Source organism: Citrobacter sp. CRE-46 (assembly GCF_059615875.1).
On sequence record NZ_CM184341.1, the window covers coordinates 4,718,435 to 4,737,979 of the forward strand.

Genomic DNA, 19,545 nt, shown 5'->3' on the forward strand with positions numbered 1-19,545 from the left:
GTGTGGAGGACCTTCACCTCTTAGTCGTTCTTCAGCCACCATAGTTGAAGAACAGCGCCAGTCACGGCGCTACGCGCCATGCCCGGCGCACATAAAAAAGAGCATTCAGCTACCTGAATGCTCTGAGGCTGATGACAAACGAAGAACTGTCTAATGCGTAGACCGGAAAAGGCGTTCACGCCGCATCCGGCCACTTTCAGTTTTACTCTTTCTCGGAGTAACTATAACCGTAATAGTTATAGCCGTAACTGTAAGCGGTGCTGGCGCGTTTAATCACACCATTGAGGATAGCGCCTTTAATATTGACGCCTGCCTGTTCCAGACGCTGCATTGACAAGCTCACCTCTTTGGCGGTGTTCAGGCCAAAACGCGCAACCAGCAGGCTGGTGCCGACAGAGCGCCCCACGACCGCAGCATCGCTCACCGCCAGCATCGGCGGCGTATCGACAATCACCAGATCGTAATGGTCGTTCGCCCATTCCAGTAATTGACGCATCCGATCGCGCATCAGCAGTTCAGACGGGTTAGGTGGCATCTGACCGCGAGTAATCACATCAAAGCCTCCTTTGCCAAAATGCTGGATCACTTTGTTGAGCTCATCTTTACCTGCCAGATATTCCGACAAGCCATGTGCATTACTCACGGTAAACAGGTTATGCGAATAACCATGGCGTAAGTCGGCATCAATAAATAACACTTTTTGATCGGACTGGGCGATCACCGCTGCCAGAGTTGAACTGACAAATGTTTTACCACTGTCTGGCGTCGCACCGGTGATCATCAGAATGTTATTCTCAGTCTCCATCATAGCGAAATGCAGACTGGTTCGTAGCGCACGTACGGCTTCCACAGCAGAATCCGCCGGGTTATCCACCGCCAGGAAGGGGATATTTTTAGGGAAGGTGCGAATAAGCGGGGAAATTCTTCTCGGCTGACTCAGTCATTTCATTTCTTCATGTTTGAGCCGATTTTTTCTCCCGTAAATGCCTTGAATCAGCCTATTTAGACCGTTTCTTCGCCATTTAAGGCGTTATCCCCAGTTTTTAGTGAGATCTCTCCCACTGACGTATCATTTGGTCCGCCCGAAACAGGTTGGCCAGCGTGAATAACATCGCCAGTTGGTTATCGTTTTTCAGCAACCCCTTGTATCTGGCTTTCACGAAGCCGAACTGTCGCTTGATGATGCGAAATGGGTGCTCCACCTTGGCCCGGATGCTGGCTTTCATGTATTCGATGTTGATGGCCGTTTTGTTCTTGCGTGGATGCTGTTTCAAGGTTCTTACCTTGCCGGGGCGCTCGGCGATCAGCCAGTCCACATCCACCTCGGCCAGCCCCTCGCGCTGTGGCGCCCCTTGGTAGCCGGCATCGGCTGAGACAAATTGCTCCTCTCCATGCAGCAGATTACCCAGCTGATTGAGGTCATGCTCGTTGGCCGCGGTGGTGACTAGGCTGTGGGTCAGGCCACTCTTGGCATCGACACCAATGTGGGCCTTCATGCCAAAGTGCCACTGATTGCCTTTCTTGGTCTGATGCATCTCCGGATCGCGTTGCTGCTCTTTGTTCTTGGTAGAGCTGGGTGCCTCAATGATGGTGGCATCCACCAAAGTGCCTTGGGTCATCATGACGCCTGCTTCGGCCAGCCAGCGATTGATGGTCTTGAACAATTGACGGGCCAGTTGATGCTGCTCGGGCAGGTGGCGGAAATTCATGATGGTGGTGCGATCCGGCAGGGCGCTATCCAGGGATAATCGGGCAAACAGGCGCATGGAGGCGATTTCGTACAGGGCATCTTCCATGGCACCGTCGCTCAGGTTGTACCAATGCTGCATGCAGTGAATACGCAGCATGGTCTCCAGCGGATAGGGCCGTCGGCCATTGCCCGCCTTGGGATAAAACGGCTCGATGACAGCGGTCATATTCTGCCATGGCAGAATCTGCTCCATGCGGGAGAGGAAAATCTCTTTTCGGGTCTGACGGCGCTTAGTGCTGAATTCACTATCGGCGAAGGTGAGTTGATGGCTCATGATGTCCCTCTGGGATGCGCTCCGGATGAATATGATGATCTCATATCAGGAACTTGTTCGCACCTTCCCTAGAAGACCTTAAAACTCGGCTCAAGTGCTCGAAATGTGGTAAACGTGGGTCCAAAGTCACAGTATTTTGATTAATTATCTAAGCAAGACTCGCCATGTCGTCCATAACGACATCGTTAAAAAGAGTGGACTTCAACATGTCAAATTTTAGCAAAGCATGCTCTTTGCCCTTATCACATGTAATTATATCCGACTGAAACACATATTATTTCTGTGAACTCTTCCCCAACGGCAATCTTTCCCCTTAAGACCAGAAGCAGACCGTAAAGCCTGCTCTTTCTGCATTTCCCGTCTTCATTCATACCATGTGGCACCAGCATTCCCTTCGCCACGCCAGAAAATCAACTCAGCCATTAGCAACGCCGTGCCGGGGATGGGTCAACCCTGACGTTCTTTACACCAGTCACAGGAGGTTATATGTCCAGCCCGAAACGCTTCCGTTTTACTAATCAGCTCATTAAATCCCTGCCCCCTAACACATCCGATGCACGCAGTACCGATGCCGAATACAGCGACACCGAGATTTCCGGCCTCAAGTGTCTGGTCAGCAGAAGAGAAGGTCGTAAAAAGTTTTTGCTACGCTACCTTTATCATGGACGAAAACGCGCCATCGCCATTGGTCACTGGCCTGAAGTGGACGTCAATCTTGCTCGTCAGATTGCCATAGAACACAAACGTTCCCTTGCCACCGGCACTGACCCTAAGCAGGAGCGTGAAAACAAGAGAATGGAGCTGACGTTCGATGAACTCTTTAATCAGCATTATCTGCCATGGGCAAAATCCGCTAAACGCAGTTGGGGAAAGGATGTTCAGCGCTACCGCGATCATATCCGTCCCGCCATTGGTCAGAGGCTGCTGAGCGATATCACACCAGCGAGCATTCTGCGCCTTCAGCAGACGTTAAGTACTTCCCTGTCAGCGGCTACCTGTAACCGTGTCATCGTACTCATTAAAGCCGTCTTTACATGGGCCGGAAGGCAAAGCATGACCTCTGTTCATCCGGCAAGGGTGGTACAGCTACTCAGGGAGAACAACGCCCGACAGCGTTATTTTACCGAGGACGAAATTCGTCGTATTTTTCTCTCCGCCGATAACGATACCAGCCCTGTAGCTGCCCGCTATGTCAAACTGCTGTTACTGACCGGCCTTCGTCGTGATGAGCTGCGTCTGGCTAAGTGGGAGCATGTTAACCCGGTTAAACGCACCCTGTGGCTCCCTGAAACCAAGAATGGCTATGGACGGATTGTTCACCTTAACTCACTGGCGATGGACGTAATCAGAACGCTGCCAACGCAGCGGGGAAATCCGTGGTTGTTTATAGGCAAAAAACCGGGGATGCCGCTGAGTAACCCGGTTAAGGCCTTTCAGCGTATCGTTCGTCGGGCGGGGATTTTCGACAAAGAAGTATGTATTCATACCTGTCGCCATTCGGTTGCCGCCCTCATCGTGTCCTACGGCGGAACACTGTATGACGTTCAGGCTCAACTGGGGCACCGCAGCAGTCAGTCTTCACAACGGTATGCGCATCTTCATCCTCAGCGCTTACAGAACACCAGTCAGTTACTGGCGGAAAGGATAACGGCTCAGCTACCGTCCTTGTGATAACAGAAAAGCAGAGGCAAGTGCCCCTGCTTTTTTTTACTGTTCAGCCATCAGTCAGAACGGGATGGCCCCATATTCTTCATCCGGCACCCGGTGATCATCAAATCTGTTATAGAGTTCACGTGCTCGTTCACGCGCGACGTTAACGGGCATACGTGGAAATGTGCCGAGGGGTTCATAATAGCAGGCCCCTTGAAGCGTATAACGAGCCAGGAATTTAATCTTACCGTTGGCAATGACGGCCCGGAGCGCCGGCTCACTGCCATCGAAGATTTCACGAGAAATGTCGTGATACAGGCACTCCGCCAGTGTGTTAACCAGAGCGTAATCATTGAATGAGGTTTTTTCTTCATTTTCGCTGCTGATAGCGTGAGGAAAACCGTCATAGTACTGGTCTGATTCAAAAATCATACATCACCTTCTATTCGTTGTTATTCAGTCAAAATGGTTTTATTCAGGGTTAAAATTCGGTCATCACATTGCATTTCAGAAACGCTTTTTTGACCTGGTAGTAAGACTGCGCCATCGTCTTCAGCGCTCTTTTTTTATAGTGTCCGGCACTTTCGCCAAGCAGATAACCGGAACGCTCTAACGGTCTGGCCACATCAACGGTCTTAAGTCCCTTTTCAGAACAGAGCTTTTCAAACACCGATTCATAAATCAGGAAGTCGCCGGTTTTGTAATGGACGAATCCCCACATATCTCCCGGGCATCGGGCATGTTCGTCACGCAGGGTGATAAAGTGCCTGCTGCTTTTTGTCACCAGCGTCAGCTGAAGCTCCTCCAGCATGTTACGCACCGGGTTATACTGATTCTGGTTATCATCCAGCCAGCGTCGTGCAGCGGATATAACGGATTTAGCCACCGCATCGCTTTCGAAAGGTAAAAGGCCATATTTCAGCGCCTTCTCTCCTGCCAGCCATACCAGCGCAAATCTTTTCAGTCCGCGCCGCTGAACGCGGGTAATATCACGCCCCTCATCCCTCAGGGCCTCTTCCAGTGCGTTACAGCAATCATCTGTCTGTTCCTGGAGCCAGGATGAAAACTCTGCGTAGGTGCGAAGACCGCCAGCCGTATTTTTCCCGGATAACAGTTTGCCGATAAATGCAGGCCCGGCATGACCATAAGCCTCTGCCAGCCCCGTCTTCAGTGCATCTGCACGGGCACGTGTTTCTGATACCGGTTCATCCGGTTTTTGAGCATCCTCAGGCAACAGTTCCATACTGATGGCCCTGTGCTCCTGCCCTCCCTGTAACACGGCTTTCTGTTCAGCCAGCTTTTCGGAGATTGACATCTCACCGGTGGAGAGAATAAACATGCGCCATTTAAACGGCTCATCTGCCGTCAGGCCACGGTTCAGGCGCTCTTTTGCCGTACCTGACGTAATGTTGTAAAGCAGTGAGGAAAGTTGCTTATGATTACTCGCACCCAGTTCATCGACGCAGGCGACCAGACCGGAATAGTCAGCGAGAAGGCGCTCCATCGCGTTAGGCGTGGTATTCCAGCGAATAATATTTACATTCCCCCCACTGCCCGGCTCGCTGCCATCACCATGGACCGATGCAGCCAGCATCAGGAGAAGCGTTTTACCGGTGGTGGATACGCCGTGAAAATGAAACATGCCCACATCCATACCGGCAGGAACCAGAAGCATCGAAGCAAAGGACGCACTCAGCGCAAAGGTCTGCGCCCAGCCATGGACATTTTCCCGGATGAGGTTAATCCACTCCTCCAGAGCCCCACCTTTGTGCAGTCCGGGACGCACGCGGAATCCCGGCAGCAGATAATCAAACCCGGTCAGAGAGGTCACAACGGGCTCATGACCATGTAAAAAGGCCATATCCTCCGAAACGAATCCCATCGCATCTGCCATCAGATAGACAGGCAGCGGTAAACTCCGGCAGCGCTGAAGAAAACGGTCAAAAAGGGCAAACTGCTGTGGAGAGGAGCCAACACAAAATCCACGATCTGCCAGTTTGCCTACTACCTGAGCACCGCTCTGAACAATATCCTCAAAGCGCACCAGGGCCTTAACATACTTACCCAGCCCGTTACCGGTCATCAGGCGAATCCCAAGACTGGACTCCTTATCTTTCCCGCAAAACAGGGCGACAGGCACAACTGGCGTACCGCAAACCAGCACAGGTTTCTGTCCACCGATGTAGAAAAGGCCATCAGCCGTATTCACATAATGCCGTGGCAGCCCATCACTAAGACCGAGTGAAGCGATATCATCTTCACCGACTTCAGCGTTTTCAGCACGCCTGATAATTGCCTCCGACATTTTGGTGAAATTTTTATCACGGTCAGCAAAAGCGCGAATACGCTTAATCCCGGAAACCGGAGGAACATTAGTTGTCACTTTTTTATTCATGTGCATTACCATCAAAATACGCCACCGTCAGAAAACGGGTGGCATCGGAATCCTGGTTAAAAGTCATGTCGTTGAGTGCCAGTTGTTAGCCCATCGCCCGGTTAACAACTTCGTGATAACGTGCCGGGGAGGCGTGCAAGTAAAGTTCTGTTACTTTGATTGTGCTGTGACCCAGTAAGTCTTTGACGGTGTGAATGTCTGCCCCGCTCTCAATGAGCTTTGTCGCAAAGGTATGACGCATCTCATGGATGGTGAACGGAGGAATACCCGCAGCCTCACAAAGCCGTTTTTGCAGGCGACGCGGCTCAGCAACCGGATTGTCGGTCCCCTTGCCCGGAAATACCCAGCCTTCATCCCCCAGATGCTGACGCTGTTCTGTCAGAAGAACGAAAGCCTTATCACATACCGGTACACGGCGGAGTTTGCCGTTTTTAGTATGGCGCAGGGTGATAACCTTGCGACTCCAGTCCACATCCTCAAGACGAAGATGACGGGTTTCCCCCAGACGCAGCCCCGTCAGGGCAAGGAACATGAGCAGAGCAAGGCCTTCATGATCGGGTTTACCATTACGCCAGCACTCACAGACTTCCATCCAGCGCTGAAGCTGGGAGTCATCCATGGCGCGGCGATCTGACGTTACTTCAGGCAGCGCTTTGATATAAAGCGCCGGAGAGCGGCTGATGTATCCCATGCGTATTGCCCTGGTAAACACCGCTTTAATGAGCGCCAGATGGCGATTGCGGGTGGCTGGCTTGAGATCGAGATTATGCAGATAGCTCAGAATATCTGCCTCCGTCATACCTGCCAGCTTTTTGGCACCGAGAAGAGGGCGCAGGTATTTACGGATCTTAGAAAGATCGGTGTTAGCTGAACGCTTAACGCCCGTGCTGAGTACGCTTTTCTCATACTCATCCACAAGCTCATTAAACGTCATTTTACTGTGAGTAAGAAAACGCTCACCATAAGTCTCAATGGAAGCCTTAAGCTCCTGAATTATTTTAAAGGCATGCTCCCTTGCGTTATTAATGGAAAATTCAGGGTAACTTCCTACGGAAACGTAAACATTCTTTCCGCGAATACTTTTGCGGACAATAAACTTAATGCGTCCGGATGAGTGGAATATAGCCTTAAGCCCGGTACATTTTGTATCGCTGGCTTCGATAGTCCGGCCAGTTTGTATTGCACGGGTTTTACACTCATCAAAAAAAGCTTTAGTGAATGCCTCTCTTTGATTCTTTGGGCTGCGATGTCGGGCCATTGGTTCAACACAGCAATCATCAACGTCAACGCTGGTTTTGATGTTTTGCGCTGACTTACAAAAGCGACCATCCACAGAATCAACATCATTCTGTTTCATTGTCAGCGTTATTAGGTTTAAAGAACTATCGGGTTTCATAATGCATACATCTCGCTCAATTAATACAAATTAAGGGTATTGAGTTAGATGCTGGCCAGCACATGAAGCGAATAGTATTGGCAGAAATACTGAAGTGCAAATCACCGACTCTGACATTTTGGTGAGAAAAACACGCGTTAAAGAGGCCTGTTTGCCTCCTTAATCTCCTGAAAGTGCCACTCCCCCACTTTCAGGCTTAAACGTCGTTTCTCCCCATAAATAATATCGATTATGGGGTGTTGATTGTTTTTTGAACTATTTAAGGCGTTTTGTGATTGAGAAAATAAGTAAGAAAATCAATAGCAATTGTGCGCAAGCCTTCTCTCATTTTCAGTTAAAACAGCACATGCTAATTTCTTTATAAAACGCTAAAAATCTAAAAAAAACGGGATTTAATGCCAGGTTAGAACTAAATTTAAGGGCATAATCCAGAAAAAGCAAACAACGTAAATAAAATGTAACTAAAAGTCATTTGAAAACATATTATCAATATGAATCAATCATTTATGGAGATAATCATGTTTAAACTCACGACCCCCACCAGTCTTCCCCTTCTCAACCTGCCCGCCTCCGCACTGGCGGCCCTCAGCAATGAAATCCTTGGCCCTGTCGATGATATCGACCTGTTTACCACCTTCTGGAACGAAACGGGAACCCTGCTCTGGCATCTCAACCACGATGACACCCTCCCCGAAGACCCGCTGCTGGCAGTGGCACTGGCTAACCCGGAATACGTCACCGCACTTGATGATGGCTGGTATCTCCTGCTCGGTATCGTCTGCGATAACGGACAGGGTATCTATCTGGTGTTCCCGGACACGACCGTTATCACTCAACTCCGGAACCTGATTGAGGCGCTGAACCATGAGTAAGAAAAAAATCGCTACCGAAGCCGCCGTCACCGAAAGCTATACCGTGTTCTACATGGGGGAAGCCGAGAAAATCAGCCCCCACAGTAAAGGACTGCTGACGTATGAGCTGGGTAAAGAGGGTGAAACCGGGAGTCTTGCCCTGCGCTTAACCGCCAATGGCGAAGGGGGCCTGTTCTCCCGTGAATGGATAGCGCTTGATGCGATTCACGCCATTCTGGAACAGCAGCCAGACAGCTTTCCATCCCGTGTATTTCGCCCACTGTTTGGTCAGGGCAGCACCAATAACGCAGCTTTTCTTGCTGCTGTGCTCAGAAGTCCGGATATCTGCCTTATCGAAGCGGACAGCAGCAGACTCTTTATGCACCGCTGCTATGCCGACTGGCAGCATCGTATGACGCAGCTTGCTACGCTCAGCCAGGACTAACCCCGCTTTTTCTGTGTTCTGTTAACCAAAAATCAGGAAATTCACTATGTCATCACCCGTAATATTGCAGGGCGGCTATGTGCTGCCGCTCTCCCGGTCGTTCACCCAACTGCTTCTGGGTATCGTTGCGCAAAAACCGCCCCATCGTCACCCCATCACCGGATTAACCATTAACTTTCGTGACCCTGAATACTCACCGGAAAAGGGCGGCTGGCATCCGGTCGAAATACGCCTCATCCCTGCCGGAGAAGACTGGCAGCTCGATTACGTCACCGATTTTCACTATGCAGGGCATCCATGGCCTGAGCTTGAAAAAGATGTCGATGTGAGCTGGACGCAACAATACACGTGGCTTTCCCGTTGTGGCGATATCTCTCATGTCGACGCCCGTGAGTTCTGGTCGCTGTGGGAAAGTAACTTTATGGCTTACCACGATATGGGGGTTTTCACGGTCCGTACGTTGTGGGAAAGCTGAGTGTTCACTACGTTTCCCCCGCATCCCCCCTCTCCCCCGTAGTAAGGAATTGATTGTTATGTACCGGCTTCTGCTGCTGAACTTCGTGGATTCATTTATCGATAACTGCATTCTCTCCTGCGTCGATGAACCGGCTTACGGTGGTATCGTGCAGTGCGAACTGCTTTTTGGCCTTGCCGCACACAGCGGTATCTATGTAGGTAACGGCGATATTGTTCATCTTGATGGCGATGGAACCGTTATCAAAAGTAAGGCTAAAGGGTTTCTTGACCGGCTCGATGGCTGGAACTCCGCTATCTCGGTGTATACAGACTGTATGGATTTGACGCCTCAGGGTTGTGCGCGGGCCGCTGAACGGGCAAAGGCGGCAGTGGGTCAGCGCTATCCCTACAGCCTGCTCGACTTTAACTGCCACCGGTTTACTGCCCGCTGCGTTACCGGCAATTCATGCCCTGATATCTGGCTTGCCAGACACCTCGATTCTTTTCAGAAAGGGGACCGATGGCGCGTATGGCAACGATGAACGTTAATCGTCGCAGGCAACACGCTACCGGACAGGGAGAACGGCTCATCCGGCTGACCATGGTGCTGTTTTACGGTCAGACAATATCTGTTCGCTACATCATCCGGCAGTTTGACGTATCTCCCCGGACCGCAAGACGGGACCTCGCTCAACTGGCCTTTGTGCTCGAATCCGCTGGCCCTCACCGCTGGCGACTGGCTCCCTCGCTGAAACCCTGACTTTTTTCTCTGCCGGACATCTCCTGACCACCCTGTATGGCAGGCTGTCTCCGCTTTTCAATCCATAAGGGAACATGATGAAAATTTTAAAACTGTTAACCGCCACAATTCTGCTTTCCGCCTTCAGCCACAGCGCGTTCGCCGACGAGCAGGCTGACGCTCAGATGATAACCAACTCGACCTTCTGCGCGATGTACTCCACCCGCCTGACCCAGACCAGTGACAGCGGCCTTCAGGTAAAAGGCGTTAATCTCAATGCCCGCTTCAACGGACCGGTATTCAACAGGGTACTTCAGGTGATGAACCAAACCTATGGCAGAACCTGGCTCGAATCGAACGCCCGTAACGGCAGCATGACCGCCATGCAGCTTTCGCAGTCGGAGCTGCTCTATAACCCGGAATATGCCCGGCAGTGCGATGCCTTTGCGGATAAAGTGGAAAAGGAATGGCGCGGAAAGTAATCCCGACGCGTTATACCTCCATCCGGTGAACAGAAACCTGCTTTCGGGCAGGTTTTTTTTTACTTTTTTGTTTTTCAGGCGGACAAACCCTGTCCGGGGGCTTCCTTAAACTGTCAGGTCCAATATCTGCAATGAGGTGAAATATGGCTACCTACCGACACGACCCCGACCTTGAGTTTCTGCGCCACTGTCATCGTGACGATCTGGATTTACTGGTTTCTGTGCTTATCTGCGATCCGAAAGACGGACTGGCACGCATCACGGAAACGCTGACCTATGATCCTCAGTATAAAAAACACAAGCCCAACCACCCGCGCTACTGGGATGCCATTGCCGCCGAGGTTCAGACGTTTGGGGCGAACAGCTTTGCCACGCTGCTCCGCTGGGGTAAAGGGGTGCTGTACCGGGAAATTCTGACCGATGCCTGCGATAAAATGAAGGTGAACTACAACAACAAATCCAGTGTTGAAACCATTGAAATGAATCTGCTGATGAAGATCCTGGAGAAAAGTCTTGAGAAGATGACGCCTGACCAGCTAAAGACCGTGGCGGAAGAATTGCAGACAGGCTACAGCAACCCCACGCCGGAGTTGCTGACCATGGCAATCCAGGCGGGGATAAAAACATCCGGGTTTGCGGCCTATCAGATGGCACTTGTTGTCACAAATGGTGTGGCGAAAGCCCTGTTAGGCAGAGGGCTGACCGTTGCAGGAAATGCCATGCTGACGCGTACCATGGGCGCTTTTGCCGGTCCCGTGGGCTGGGTGCTCAGTTCTCTCTGGCTACTGATAGATTTAGCCGGTCCCGCATACCGGGTGACGCTACCATCCTGCATTTTTATTGCCTACATGCGCCAGAAGCATCTTTATTCACCTGAGAATACTGACGTTTAGCACTTACATTTAAGGTATTCAGACTTTAAAAAACTTCAGAGGGCGGACAAATCCTGTCCGCTACTGCTGGCATTATTTCCCGGCTAAATTCGGAAATGATGTATGACGCTGATAACACAAGAAAACGAACATGACAGACTGGCAACCCGCCTTTCCATCATCCTGAGCCGTTTGTTTCAGGGTGAAAAGCTGCATATCGGGACGCTGGCAGAAGAATTTGGGGTGACGACGCGCACGCTGCGGCGGGATTTTAACGTCCGCCTCACCTATCTTGATATTGAACAGAACAACGGCGTATATCAGCTCGCTTCGCATTACTTTCGTCGCCGCACGGAACGGGATATGAAGATACTGGCGAGGTTGCTGCATCTTGACCGTCTGTTACCCGCGATGGACGCCAAACTGCTGAGCCTTCTGCTTGACGGGGAGCACCCTTCACCCTACCGGATTATGCTCCCGGAGCCGCGCCAGAAACCCACGCTCTTTGGTGATTTCAGCAGACTGACGCTCGCCATACTCAACCAGACCCAGGTGCGTATCAGAACCGACGAAAACGTCAGCCATACCGTTCATCCCTATCGTCTGCTTTGCAGCCATGCGGAGTGGTTTCTTGCCGGATGTACGTCATCGGGCGTGTTCGTTATTTCCCTGTCCCGAATCAGGCTGGTTGAGGTATTACCGGATACAACGTTTGAGATCGATAACACACTCATTTCGCTGATTGAACAGTCTGACTTTATGGAAGCCTTACCCCACATGAACATTATTCATCAGATAATGCATTACGGGAGTAAACAGACGAATAATCGTAATTAAAATCACAACATATTATTAGTGATGATTAAATCACATTAACATGAAAAGTGAGAAAATTATGATTATCGATAAAGAATACGCACTTGTAGATGCAACAGCAAGACTTAACACTGACCTGAGGGATTATGAAAATGAAATAAACAACGCCGCCATTATAACATTTGGCAATGACCTCATTGAGGTAATCGTATATCAGTTCAGCTTTATCATCAGCATCAGGACAGAGGGTGAAAAAATAAAGCACGGCCTTCTTGTTAACTTCGGTAAAAATATAGCAAGACAGGTTTCATCACTTTGTGCATCCGCAATGCGAGTCTACCCGAATGAAAAACACAAACCGAGCCGTCAGCTTTTCCATTGCATAAATTAGTTTGTGCAAAGACTGTACTACCGACACGCAATAAATTAAAATAGGCCAGCTAATATAACATATGAGGTTTATGATGGCTGGCCAGTATGAAAAAGCAATAACGATAAAACAAGCGATAGATTCAATTAATTTACGCCACTATCTTCTGCCTGCAATTCAGAGGAAGTTCGTCTGGAGCAGCAGTCAGATATGTCTGCTGTTTGATTCCATCATGCGAGACTACCCGATAAACTCTTTCATGATGTGGGATATCCGTAGTGCCAGTATTAAAAACGATTACAAATTCTATGAATTCCTGAAAGAATACTGTCAGCGATTTAATGAAGAAAACCCCTGCGTAGCAACAAATGCTGGATTTCATGATTTCAAGGCGGTGATTGATGGTCAGCAGCGTCTCACATCATTATATATTGGATTGTGTGGAACGTATGCGTATAAACAGCCCCGGGTGTGGTGGCCTTCGGCACAGGATGATCGCATCCTGCCGCCAAGAAAGCTTTACGTCGATTTAACAGCGCCACTTAATTCAGACGATGAGCTCATGATGAAGTATAACTTCAGGTTCCTGACCGACAAGCAATACACTGATTCACTTACAGACAACAAACATCACTGGTTCTGCCTGCACGAAATATTCAAATACGAGCAGTATGATTCCCCTGATGATATTTTATTTAACGTTGTCGTACCAGAACTCGAAAAAAGAGGACTCATTTCCAGTGAATTTTCCAGAAAAACTCTGCTTAAACTTTATACCAAGATAAGAACTGAGAATCTTATCCACTACTTCAATGAGAGCAGTCAGGACATTGATCATGTGCTGGATGTTTTCATCCGCACGAACAGCGGGGGGACAAAACTTGAGTTCTCCGACTTACTGATGTCAATAGCGGTAGCGCACTGGCAGGGTGATTTCAGAAAAGAACTGGATGAACTGACAAAAAACATTTATCAGAATAATGAAATGGGTTTTTATATTGAAAGAGACTGGTTCTTAAAAACCAGCCTGATGCTTATTGACTCTGACGTCCGGTTCAAAGTAAAAAACTTCACTTCAGAGGAGGTCGGTAAGATACAACAACAATGGTCTGAAATAAAATCCTGTATCAAGGAGACCTTTATTCTTATCAGGCGATTCGGCATCAATCCACAGTCTTTGATATCTAAAAATGCAGTCATTCCTGTGGTCTACTGGCTTTACAAAAAGCAAACCAGTGGACATCCATTATATACAACGATTAACCTCCTGAATAAAAACCACAATGAACGCTCAGTAATTAGCCAGTGGTTTTACATGGTACTTCTGAAAGGGATCTTTGGAAGCCAGGCAGATGCGCTACTCACGAGTATCAGAGATGTAATGAAAAATAGTCTTTCAGATATTCACTTTCCTCTTGAAAAGATTATTGACAGATATAAAGGCTCGAATAAAGACCTCAGATTTGACGACGAATACATCGAAAGCCTTCTCAATATCAGATATGGCGAAGGTCGTTGCCGCGCACTATTGCATCTTCTGTTCCCTGAAATGAATCCAACCGAGGTGTTTCATATTGATCACCTTCACCCAAGAAATCATTTTTCAAAGAAATATCTTGAAAAACTAGATTATATTGCGAATTCACCTGAGAAGCTCAGCTTTTATGAAAATCCGGAATACTGGGACACCATACCGAGGTAATGACTCCAACTTACTGATAGTGTTTTATGTTCAGATAATGCCCGATGACTTTGTCATGCAGCTCCACCGATTTTGAGAACGACAGTGACTTCCGTCCCAGCCTTGCCAGATGTTGTCTCAGATTCAGGTTATGTCGCTCAATGCGCTGAGTGTAACGCTTGCTGATAACGTGCAGCTTTCCCTTCAGGCGTGATTCATACAGCGGCCAGCCATCCGTCATCCATACCACGACCTCAAAGGCCGACAGCAGGCTCAGAAGACGCTCCAGTGTGGCCAGAGTGCGTTCACCGAAGACGTGCGCCACAACCGTCCTCCGTATCCTGTCATACGCGTAAAACAGCCAGCGCTGACGTGATTTAGCACCGACGTAGCCCCACTGTTCGTCCATTTCAGCGCAGACAATCACATCACTGCCCGGCTGTATGCGCGAGGTTACCGACTGCGGCCTGAGTTTTTTAAGTGACGTAAAACCGTGTTGAGGCCAACGCCCATAATGCGTGCACTGGCGCGACATCCGACGCCATTCATGGCCATATCAATGATTTTCTGGTGCGTACCGGGCTGAGAGGCGGTGTAAGTGAACTGTAGTTGCCATGTTTTACGGCAATGAGAGCAGAGATAGCGCTGATGTCCGGCAGTGCTTTTGCCGTTACGCACCACGCCTTCAGTAGCGGAGCAGGAAGGACATCTGATGGAAATGGAAGCCACGCAAGCACCTTAAAATCACCATCATACACTAAATCAGTAAGTTGGCAGCATTACCAACACTGCAATTAATAAAAAACTACATTACATTAAGATATCAAATACAGATTACATCAGTGAAAACAAGAACTGTAACCCTACCTACTTCACAAATAAAGACAACAGCACACATGTGATTTATCGGCATTTCTGGCATGATCTTTAGTGTGTTTAATAAAGATTAATCAGTTGAATCAACACTCTAATTGTACACACTGGAAAAATTTCTGACGTTGAGATATATTCACGGAATGTATATTTTATGTGGAGATATCCTCCCATGTTTCATGGTAAGGCCTACGAATTCGAAAATGTCGATTATTTTTGAAAAAGATGTGTTTCAGCAGCAAGGCCAACATAAAGTGATACGAAAACACAAAATTGCATAAGCTGTCAGTGCGGGATACCTACGAACACATAATAACACATTGCAATTAATTTATTGCTTATTATTTAAATACTCTTTGAATAGCTCTTTTGACATCTTATAACTAATACAATAATCAGTAATGTCGGACAAAATCATTACTAATTCTAAATTTTTAGTTGATACAGCTTGCTTGTCGTTACTTAATTATTTTTAAGGAAAAAGATTGTGAATACATTTAACCGAACTACCACATGCATCGTGATTTCCGCAGCATTGTTACTTGGAGGCTGTGCCAATACCGGAAGCTCTCTCCTGTCTGGGACAAAGCCGGATCCTCGCCTTACCACCACAGAACAATCACAGTTCTTTAGCGCTTCTGGTGCACAAGGTTGTGGCGTAGGCGCCGTATCCGGCGCAGCTCTCGGCGCGTTAGTAGGGGCGCTAGCAGGTGACTCGAAGAAAGCGCTTGCCGGCGCTGCAATTGGTGGCGCTGCTGGCTGTGCTGCAGGTATGACCGCTAACTACTATCTTGACGGACTGAAAAAAGATTATGCCTCCACCGCCGATCGTCTGCAGGCAATGGATAACGACATCAGCAAAGATACCGCAGCGGTTGAAAAATCGACGCTGGCGATGAAACAAGTTATTAGCGAAAACCAGGCCACCTTAACCAAAATCAGCATCCAAAAAGATAAAGCTGGATTTGATAAAGCCGGTGCGAAAACCCAGCTGGCGCAAATTGATGCCAACATCAGCAAGATGAAAGAGACCATGAAAGGCATGAAGGATAAAGAATCTGCCTATAAGGTCGCTTTACAAGGTCAAACGACCACCACAAGTGCAGAGAAAAGCAAGCTGGCAAATTTGAACAAAGAATATGCCAATCTCAATAGCAAAATTGCTGCTCTGGAACAAGAAACCAACGAGCTGTATGAACAGCGCCAGGCGATCTCCCTTGGTTAACCCTTTCGGCCGATAGCATTATCGGCCGGTTTAAGACTGCTTAAAGCAGCGTTATTCGACGCTAATGATGGATTATTTGATGAGAAAATACGCACTTCTTGCCGCCCTTGTCCTTACGGGTTGTACTACGTCTCCCCAGGACTGTGATTTACACGCACAAGATCCAAGCTTTATTACCAAACTGAGCTGCGCCACGTCGGGTGGTTATCGTCAGCAGGTTGATCAAAAAGAACAGCAGGTTCGCCTGAGCCAATATCAAAATGAATCGGCCAAGCAACAGCAGGATTATACCCAAAACAGACAGCAGACCTTAAATCAAAAGCTGGCAGATGAACAAGCAAGGCTAAATGCCGTGCGTTCGGATCTGTCGCAGACTCTCGCAAAACTGAAATCAAGCAAGATCCAAAGCCGCGAACGCCAGCAGGAAATTGCCAAATTGCAGGAGCTGCAGCGCCAGTCACAAACGGCAACGAGCGCCAGCGAAATTTCAGCGATTGAGAAAAAGGTCGCCGAAGCCAAGCACAAAATAAAAGTTCTCGAAGAAGCAAATACGCTCCGCTAAAAGCGCAGAAAACGTTCCGGCTGTCTGAGATGCGATGATACACACCTCATGCATATCACCCACAACAATAATGATTTGCTTATGCAACGATTAACAACTGCCGCGCCGATTCATGAAGCAACGCTGACAACCTATGAAGATACGGTCGGTATCATACATCGTCATCTTCCCCCTTCACTGGCGCTGCTGTATGCCACCGCGCGTCGCAATGCCGAAGGACGCCTGGAGTGGTGGACAGCACGTCAGGGGCTGGCTAAACCTTTTTCCGCACTGAATGACGCCGAACGGCTGACTGTTGAGAATAAACGTCAGCAATATCAGGACATTCTGGCGGGGTTAATCAGCCAGCTGGCCGCGCGCGGCGAAGATAAGTCAGCACATGCGTTGCAAACGCTACTCACCCAATCACACCACCTCGACGGCTATAGCGTCGGCGGCGAACCGGTGTTGGTCAATTGGGCCACAGCCAGCACAGCGGCGCCCCTCCATACGGTAGTGGTTATCCCCTGGTGCCGCGGTTTTCTTCCTTGGCTGGCATTATTGCTACTGCTGCTCCTACTCGTCGGTGTCTGGTGGTGGTTTACACATCGCCCGGCCGTGACGCTCCCCGTTGTTACACCAACCCATACCGAATTAACTGACACCAATCCCAGCGTGAAGCTTGAGAAACGTCAGGATTTTGGCCGGATAAAAATCAATCTGCAGTGGAAGCAGGGGGACCACAAAGAGCCTGTCGATCTCGATATTGCCGCCTTTGTGCGCTTAAAAAACGGTGAAATCAGCGGCGCTGAGGCGCTGAGTCATTTGCCCGGCAACTATGACCAGCCACCGTATCTGCTGCTGCAGGAAGATCTGCGTGAAGGCAATGACGTGGATGGCGAATGGCTTTTCGTCAACGGCAGCCACTGGCAGGACATTGATGAGGTGCTGATTTATAGCTTCATTTACGCTGGCACCGATAACTGGCAAGGGACAAACGCCTCCGTCACCCTCTATGTCCCCGAACAGCAGCCGATTACATCCATGCTCACGGATAGCGACCAGCGTAATAATGTCGCCGCCATCGCCAGGCTCAAAAATGTCGATGGCAATATTCAGGTTGAACGCCTTGACCGTTTCTTCCCCGACCGCGAGTCGATGGATAAGCACTATGGCTGGGGTTTCAAATGGACGCCCGGCGCGACCAAAAATTAGCCTGCACCACTGTGGCTTTAGTCAAATTACAGCCTTTAAGGGTTAGATAATGCGAAATTCGATTCAGGGACCACTACTTCGTACCGGAAATAACTCTTCATTCAAGGCGCTGGGTGAAACGGGCTATCCTGTTTTCAAGATGGCCTTCCAGCTACGCGAAGCCATCTATCGTCTTGATGCAGGGCGCGATCTGGCCCGTCATCTGGCTATCCCGCAAAACGATCAGGGCGGTGACAGAACCGACTGGTACAGCAGTTTTCCCGGCGATGTTATCCCGTGGAGCGGCGCAAGCGAAGCGGAGCGAGAATCGGCGCGCCAGCAATTTAATGCGTTTCAAATGGCAGTGCAGTCACTAAGCGAACAGTTGCTCAACGCGGAGCAAAGCGGAACCGGCGGCGATCGTCGGGTCTTTGCCCAGTTGCTTAAATCTGTGACCCATTTCCCCGATTATGAGTTTGTCTATCTCGTTAATGGAACGCTGGTGATCACCTTTTGGGGGTTTGTCCACCCGGAAGGGGAACAACGTCACCCGATGCATTGGCTGAGTTCATCGTCCGTTCCCGCCGCCGCCCTCGCGGCCGTTCCGCCGCAGGCCAGCGCCACGGAAAAAACCGTCGAACCCGCTCCCGCGCCCTTTGTTGATGTTCGAACGCGCCGCTGGCGCTGGCGTTGGTTGCTATGGCTACTTTTGGCGTTACTGCTGCTGGCGCTGCTGTTAGGGCTGCTCCGCGGCTGCGCTCCTTCTCTTTCCCTACCGGGCCTCCCTGGTCTTTCTGCGGATAAAACCACGGTCACCGCTGAACCTGTGGCTACGCACCCGGCCACCAGCACCCATGACGTGGCGATCAGGGGGTCAGAAACCGCCGTTGGCGCTCGCGCCGTACCCGGCATTGTGGAAGGGTCAACCGCGGACGCGCATCCTGCGCTGGATTCAACGGTGCCCGCGATGCCTGCCGACACATCTGACAGAGCGGTAGACGGCGATGCGACGCCGCCGCCGGCTAACGCAAATGAAGCCAGCGTAGAACCGCCACTGCCGTCCGGCGTACAGGATACCCACGACGAGCAGACGCCTCCGGGCGTGACTCCGGTAACCGCCCCGCCGCTCGTTGCGCCGCAGGGCGAACCGTTAACCCTCCCGGCCACCCTGCCGGACGGCCCGGCGAAGTTTCTTAACGGCGAATGGCGCGTGAATGGCGGTATTCAGGACAAGCACACCGGACGCCCGCTCCAGCTGCAATATAATTTTGACCAGGGCAACGGCACCGTCAGCGTCCGCCAGTCCAGCGGCGTAACGTGCCGTGGCCCAGCCAACGGTAACGTGCAGCAGGGGGCGCTCAACATTACCAACCCTGAGCAAATGACCTGCAGCGATGGCTCAAACTTTATTGTGCCGACCATCGAGTGCAAATCACCTTCCGCGGGTCATGCCGATTGTATTGGCAGCAACGATGGGGAAAAAACCTTCCCGATTCGTATGCTTCAACCTAATTCCTGAACAGGGACGAGATAAC

At 49.9% G+C, this 19,545-nt stretch carries 19 protein-coding genes and 2 pseudogenes; 15 read left to right on the plus strand and 6 right to left on the minus strand.

Annotated features, from left to right (window positions below; translation table 11 throughout):
* Nucleotides 1-202: 202 nt before the first annotated feature.
* Nucleotides 203-895: pseudogene (locus AC534G_RS22910) on the minus strand (polysaccharide biosynthesis tyrosine autokinase); the annotation flags it as partial.
* Between the two features lie 148 nt (nt 896-1,043).
* Nucleotides 1,044-2,024, minus strand: coding sequence for an IS5-like element IS5 family transposase (locus AC534G_RS22915; protein WP_250671717.1), 981 nt, complete (start codon nt 2,022-2,024; stop codon nt 1,044-1,046).
* Between the two features lie 486 nt (nt 2,025-2,510).
* Between AC534G_RS22915 and AC534G_RS22920 the strand changes: the two genes are divergently transcribed.
* A complete protein-coding gene (locus tag AC534G_RS22920) occupies nt 2,511-3,695 on the plus strand; it encodes a tyrosine-type recombinase/integrase (protein WP_250671479.1) in 1,185 nt (394 codons plus the stop codon).
* Between the two features lie 54 nt (nt 3,696-3,749).
* Here AC534G_RS22920 and AC534G_RS22925 read toward each other — a convergent pair whose 3' ends face one another.
* From AC534G_RS22925 to AC534G_RS22935, 3 genes are all read right to left on the minus strand, one after another.
* On the minus strand, nt 3,750-4,106 hold the full coding sequence (locus AC534G_RS22925; protein WP_029403623.1) for an Arm DNA-binding domain-containing protein: 357 nt from the start codon (nt 4,104-4,106) through the stop codon (nt 3,750-3,752).
* Between the two features lie 49 nt (nt 4,107-4,155).
* Nucleotides 4,156-6,069 (minus strand): DUF927 domain-containing protein, encoded by a 1,914-nt coding sequence (locus AC534G_RS22930; RefSeq protein WP_023892872.1) that lies wholly within the window; start codon nt 6,067-6,069, stop codon nt 4,156-4,158.
* An 85-nt stretch (nt 6,070-6,154) separates the two neighbouring features.
* Nucleotides 6,155-7,426, minus strand: coding sequence for a site-specific integrase (locus AC534G_RS22935; protein WP_023892871.1), 1,272 nt, complete (start codon nt 7,424-7,426; stop codon nt 6,155-6,157).
* A 557-nt stretch (nt 7,427-7,983) separates the two neighbouring features.
* Between AC534G_RS22935 and AC534G_RS22940 the strand changes: the two genes are divergently transcribed.
* From AC534G_RS22940 to AC534G_RS22985, 10 genes and pseudogenes are all read left to right on the plus strand, one after another.
* Nucleotides 7,984-8,337, plus strand: a complete 354-nt coding sequence (locus AC534G_RS22940; RefSeq protein WP_023293476.1) for a hypothetical protein — start codon at nt 7,984-7,986, stop codon at nt 8,335-8,337.
* Nucleotides 8,330-8,761, plus strand: a complete 432-nt coding sequence (locus AC534G_RS22945; RefSeq protein ID WP_050010015.1) for a hypothetical protein — start codon at nt 8,330-8,332, stop codon at nt 8,759-8,761. The genes AC534G_RS22940 and AC534G_RS22945 overlap by 8 nt, the downstream gene beginning before the upstream one ends.
* Nucleotides 8,762-8,807: 46 nt before the next feature.
* Nucleotides 8,808-9,236 (plus strand): DUF2787 family protein, encoded by a 429-nt coding sequence (locus tag AC534G_RS22950; protein ID WP_000098181.1) that lies wholly within the window; start codon nt 8,808-8,810, stop codon nt 9,234-9,236.
* 58 nt (nt 9,237-9,294) lie between these two features.
* A complete protein-coding gene (locus AC534G_RS22955) occupies nt 9,295-9,759 on the plus strand; it encodes a lecithin retinol acyltransferase family protein (RefSeq protein WP_000286078.1) in 465 nt (154 codons plus the stop codon).
* Nucleotides 9,738-9,977, plus strand: a complete 240-nt coding sequence (locus AC534G_RS22960; protein WP_000113424.1) for a DeoR family transcriptional regulator — start codon at nt 9,738-9,740, stop codon at nt 9,975-9,977. Before AC534G_RS22955 ends, AC534G_RS22960 begins: the two co-directional genes overlap by 22 nt.
* A 74-nt stretch (nt 9,978-10,051) precedes the next feature.
* The gene (locus AC534G_RS22965; protein WP_223229455.1) at nt 10,052-10,438 is read left to right on the plus strand and encodes a hypothetical protein; all 387 of its coding nucleotides are present in this window, start codon (nt 10,052-10,054) and stop codon (nt 10,436-10,438) included.
* A 143-nt stretch (nt 10,439-10,581) separates the two neighbouring features.
* Nucleotides 10,582-11,331, plus strand: a complete 750-nt coding sequence (locus tag AC534G_RS22970; RefSeq protein WP_000257250.1) for a YaaW family protein — start codon at nt 10,582-10,584, stop codon at nt 11,329-11,331.
* A 102-nt stretch (nt 11,332-11,433) separates the two neighbouring features.
* Nucleotides 11,434-12,147 (plus strand): helix-turn-helix transcriptional regulator, encoded by a 714-nt coding sequence (locus AC534G_RS22975; RefSeq protein WP_023205801.1) that lies wholly within the window; start codon nt 11,434-11,436, stop codon nt 12,145-12,147.
* A gap of 58 nt (nt 12,148-12,205) precedes the next feature.
* Nucleotides 12,206-12,517, plus strand: coding sequence for a hypothetical protein (locus AC534G_RS22980; protein ID WP_115463705.1), 312 nt, complete (start codon nt 12,206-12,208; stop codon nt 12,515-12,517).
* 70 nt (nt 12,518-12,587) lie between these two features.
* A pseudogene (locus AC534G_RS22985) lies at nt 12,588-14,192 on the plus strand (DUF262 domain-containing protein); the annotation flags it as partial.
* Between the two features lie 16 nt (nt 14,193-14,208).
* On the opposite strand, the gene AC534G_RS22990 reads toward AC534G_RS22985, so the two are convergent.
* Nucleotides 14,209-14,906 (minus strand): IS1 family transposase gene (locus tag AC534G_RS22990; protein ID WP_094106546.1). Its coding sequence is split into 2 segments (ribosomal slippage): nt 14,209-14,657 and nt 14,657-14,906, totalling 699 coding nucleotides; the frame shifts between segments, so codons are not numbered across the junction.
* A gap of 631 nt (nt 14,907-15,537) precedes the next feature.
* Here AC534G_RS22990 and AC534G_RS22995 point away from each other — a divergent pair.
* The 4 genes from AC534G_RS22995 (at nt 15,538) to AC534G_RS23010 (ending at nt 19,529) form a co-directional block, all read left to right on the plus strand.
* Nucleotides 15,538-16,275 carry a coiled-coil domain-containing protein gene (locus AC534G_RS22995; RefSeq protein ID WP_031521493.1) on the plus strand — a complete coding sequence of 246 codons (738 nt, stop codon included), beginning with the start codon at nt 15,538-15,540 and terminating at the stop codon, nt 16,273-16,275.
* A gap of 79 nt (nt 16,276-16,354) precedes the next feature.
* A complete protein-coding gene (locus AC534G_RS23000; RefSeq protein WP_031521492.1) occupies nt 16,355-16,837 on the plus strand; it encodes a hypothetical protein in 483 nt (160 codons plus the stop codon).
* Between the two features lie 81 nt (nt 16,838-16,918).
* Entirely contained in the window at nt 16,919-18,031 is a 1,113-nt protein-coding gene (locus AC534G_RS23005) for a tellurite resistance domain protein (protein WP_225710581.1), read from the plus strand.
* 49 nt (nt 18,032-18,080) lie between these two features.
* Nucleotides 18,081-19,529 carry an SrfA family protein gene (locus AC534G_RS23010; protein ID WP_166783742.1) on the plus strand — a complete coding sequence of 483 codons (1,449 nt, stop codon included), beginning with the start codon at nt 18,081-18,083 and terminating at the stop codon, nt 19,527-19,529.
* Nucleotides 19,530-19,545 lie beyond the last annotated feature (16 nt).

Coding starts and splice junctions, on each gene's coding strand:
- AC534G_RS22965 (WP_223229455.1), top strand. CDS start 10,052: ATGATGAAAATTTTAAAACTGTTAACCGCCACAATTCTGCTTTCCGCC.
- AC534G_RS22930 (WP_023892872.1), bottom strand. CDS start 6,069: ATGAATAAAAAAGTGACAACTAATGTTCCTCCGGTTTCCGGGATTAAG.
- AC534G_RS22945 (WP_050010015.1), top strand. CDS start 8,330: ATGAGTAAGAAAAAAATCGCTACCGAAGCCGCCGTCACCGAAAGCTAT.
- AC534G_RS22955 (WP_000286078.1), top strand. CDS start 9,295: ATGTACCGGCTTCTGCTGCTGAACTTCGTGGATTCATTTATCGATAAC.
- AC534G_RS22980 (WP_115463705.1), top strand. CDS start 12,206: ATGATTATCGATAAAGAATACGCACTTGTAGATGCAACAGCAAGACTT.
- AC534G_RS22920 (WP_250671479.1), top strand. CDS start 2,511: ATGTCCAGCCCGAAACGCTTCCGTTTTACTAATCAGCTCATTAAATCC.
- AC534G_RS22925 (WP_029403623.1), bottom strand. CDS start 4,106: ATGATTTTTGAATCAGACCAGTACTATGACGGTTTTCCTCACGCTATC.
- AC534G_RS22935 (WP_023892871.1), bottom strand. CDS start 7,426: ATGAAACAGAATGATGTTGATTCTGTGGATGGTCGCTTTTGTAAGTCA.
- AC534G_RS22915 (WP_250671717.1), bottom strand. CDS start 2,024: ATGAGCCATCAACTCACCTTCGCCGATAGTGAATTCAGCACTAAGCGC.
- AC534G_RS23000 (WP_031521492.1), top strand. CDS start 16,355: ATGAGAAAATACGCACTTCTTGCCGCCCTTGTCCTTACGGGTTGTACT.
- AC534G_RS23005 (WP_225710581.1), top strand. CDS start 16,919: ATGCAACGATTAACAACTGCCGCGCCGATTCATGAAGCAACGCTGACA.
- AC534G_RS22975 (WP_023205801.1), top strand. CDS start 11,434: ATGACGCTGATAACACAAGAAAACGAACATGACAGACTGGCAACCCGC.
- AC534G_RS22940 (WP_023293476.1), top strand. CDS start 7,984: ATGTTTAAACTCACGACCCCCACCAGTCTTCCCCTTCTCAACCTGCCC.
- AC534G_RS22960 (WP_000113424.1), top strand. CDS start 9,738: ATGGCGCGTATGGCAACGATGAACGTTAATCGTCGCAGGCAACACGCT.
- AC534G_RS23010 (WP_166783742.1), top strand. CDS start 18,081: ATGCGAAATTCGATTCAGGGACCACTACTTCGTACCGGAAATAACTCT.
- AC534G_RS22970 (WP_000257250.1), top strand. CDS start 10,582: ATGGCTACCTACCGACACGACCCCGACCTTGAGTTTCTGCGCCACTGT.
- AC534G_RS22950 (WP_000098181.1), top strand. CDS start 8,808: ATGTCATCACCCGTAATATTGCAGGGCGGCTATGTGCTGCCGCTCTCC.